Source organism: Nocardia sp. NPDC058497, assembly GCF_042720195.1.
In the GTDB taxonomy this organism is placed as follows: Bacteria; Actinomycetota; Actinomycetes; order Mycobacteriales; family Mycobacteriaceae; genus Nocardia.
This window is the reverse complement of record NZ_JBHXMY010000815.1, coordinates 1-2,063: the sequence shown is the minus strand read 5'-3', so window position 1 is coordinate 2,063 and position 2,063 is coordinate 1. Positions and strand designations below refer to the sequence as shown.

Annotated in this window: 2 protein-coding genes and 1 pseudogene; 2 read left to right on the top strand and 1 reads right to left on the bottom strand. The window is 67.9% G+C overall.

All coding sequences use genetic code 11. The features are described from left to right. Window positions 1-229, bottom strand: a pseudogene (locus ACFWPJ_RS31305) (transcriptional regulator); the annotation flags it as partial. Window positions 230-328: 99 nt separating this feature from the next. Here ACFWPJ_RS31305 and ACFWPJ_RS31300 point away from each other — a divergent pair. Then, the gene (locus tag ACFWPJ_RS31300; RefSeq protein ID WP_378856896.1) at window positions 329-847 is read left to right on the top strand and encodes an ArsI/CadI family heavy metal resistance metalloenzyme; all 519 of its coding nucleotides are present in this window, start codon (window positions 329-331) and stop codon (window positions 845-847) included. Between the two features lie 186 nt (window positions 848-1,033). Next, window positions 1,034-1,996, top strand: a complete 963-nt coding sequence (locus ACFWPJ_RS31295; RefSeq protein ID WP_378856894.1) for an alpha/beta hydrolase — start codon at window positions 1,034-1,036, stop codon at window positions 1,994-1,996. The last annotated feature ends 67 nt before the right edge of the window (window positions 1,997-2,063 follow it).

The window sequence follows — 2,063 nt, the reverse complement described above, 5'->3', positions numbered from 1 at the left end:
GCGACACCGGGGACTCGCCGAGGCCACCCGCGGCGGCCAGGTCGCCGCCGTGGCGTTCGCCGCGCGGGGTGGTCAGTAGCAGCGACAGCAGCTTGACTCGGACCGGGTCGGCGATCGCCTTGAGCCGTAATGCCACCTCGAGTGCGGCGGCGTCGTCGACCGGTCCCGCCGCGACGGGAGCGCAGCAGACCGGGGCGGACATATCGATCACGGGTAGCGCCTTGGGCATGAAATCGAGACTACCCGCGGTATTGACATATGTCGAAAAGGTGAGCAGACTCGGCATCAGAAGTTCTTCGATATATGTCACACAAGTGGAGGTTCGATCATGTCTCGTATCCAGCTGGCCCTCAACGTCGACGACCTCGACACCGCCGTGCGGTTCTACTCGACCCTGTTCAACTCGGAACCCGCCAAGCGCAAGCCCGGCTACGCCAACTTCGCGATCACCGAGCCGCCACTCAAGCTCGTATTGATCGAGAACGCCGGTCAGGGCGGATCCATCAACCACCTCGGCGTCGAAGTCGAAACCTCCGAGCAGGTCCACGGCGAGATCGCCCGACTCTCCGAAGCGGGCCTGTTCACCGAGGAGCAGATCGCGACCACCTGTTGCTTCGCCACCCAGGACAAGGTGTGGGTGACCGGCCCGGGCGCCGAACGATGGGAGGTCTACACGGTGCTGGCCGACAGCGAAACCTTCGGCACCGCACCCGAACTCGGCCTCACCGACGCCGAAGCGGTCGACGTGTGCTGCGGCACCGCAGCCGAAGCCGAGGCCGAGGGCGCCTGCTGCGGCACCGACGCCAAGCAGAAAGCCGTCGCCTCCGGCGCGACCTGCTGCGGCTGACACGCCCCGACGGTGGGTGAGTTCGCCGGGCGGGGCTCCCGTCACCTCGGCGCGGATCTCCGCCCGGTAGATCTCCGGGGCACTCTCCGCCGACCGTAAGCGCGCGCAAACGGACACCGGCCTGGTGTTTCCGCCCAGCGGGAGAATGCGGTTCCAGCGGCGCCGCCCGAACTTACCGTGACCTGCATGAGTGCACGAGTTTTCCCGACCACTGGGCCGGGCGCTGTTCGCGATCCTGAAGTTGCGGCGATGCTGGCCGCGCTGGACGCTGGATTTCCCGATGTCGCCGCAATGGACGCCGCCGAGGTGCGGGCCGCGATCCGCGCCAGACGTGCTCCGCTGCAACGTCTTCCCGATATGCGCGAGGCGCGCGACCTCACGATCGACGGGCCCGGTGGGCAGTTGCCGCTGCGGGTGTTCCGGCCGCATCACGATGGTGACGCGCTGCCGGTGATCGTGTTCGCGCACGGTGGTGGATTCGTGTTCTGTGATCTCGACAGTCATGACGAGTTCTGTCGTTCGATGGCGGCGGGGGTCGGTGCGGTGGTGATTTCGGTGGACTACCGGCTCGCGCCGGAGCATCCTGCACCGGCCGCCCATGACGACATGCTTGCGGCGCTGCGGTGGGCGGCTGAGAACGCGGGCGCGTTGGGCGGTGATCCGGCCAGGATCGCGCTGGCCGGTGACAGTGCGGGCGGCAATCTCGCGGCCACCGTGGCCATCGCGGTCAGGGACGGTGGTGGTCCCGAGGTCGCGGCGCAGGTTCTGATCTATCCGGTGATCGACGACGATTTCGAGACCGAGTCCTATCAGCGGTTCGGCACCGGGCACTACAACACGACCAGTGCCATGCGGTGGTACTGGCAGAACTACGCACCGCACGGCACCGACGACGTGCGTCTCGTGCCGACCAGGGCGTCGTCGCTGGCCAGCCTACCGCCCGCGGTGGTGGTCACCGCCGAGCTCGACCCGCCTTGCTCGGCAGGCGACGCCTACGCGCAGCGTTTGGCCGGCGACGGGGTCCCGGTGCGGCATCGCCGCTACAACGGGCTGTTCCACGGCTTCCTCACGATCCCGTCCCTGGCTGCCACCCGGGCCGCCCGCACCGAGGTATGGGCGATGGTGCGTGACGTACTCAGCCCTGCGTAGCGGATCGCCAGTCTTCTCGGCGGCGACGAGCTCCCGTCTGCTTGATCGTGTGCCTGTAACCCAGGCC

Bases quoted from the DNA above. Each gene is read 5' to 3' on its own strand.
- ACFWPJ_RS31300 (WP_378856896.1), top strand. From the start codon at position 329: ATGTCTCGTATCCAGCTGGCCCTCAACGTCGACGACCTCGACACCGCC.
- ACFWPJ_RS31295 (WP_378856894.1), top strand. From the start codon at position 1,034: ATGAGTGCACGAGTTTTCCCGACCACTGGGCCGGGCGCTGTTCGCGAT.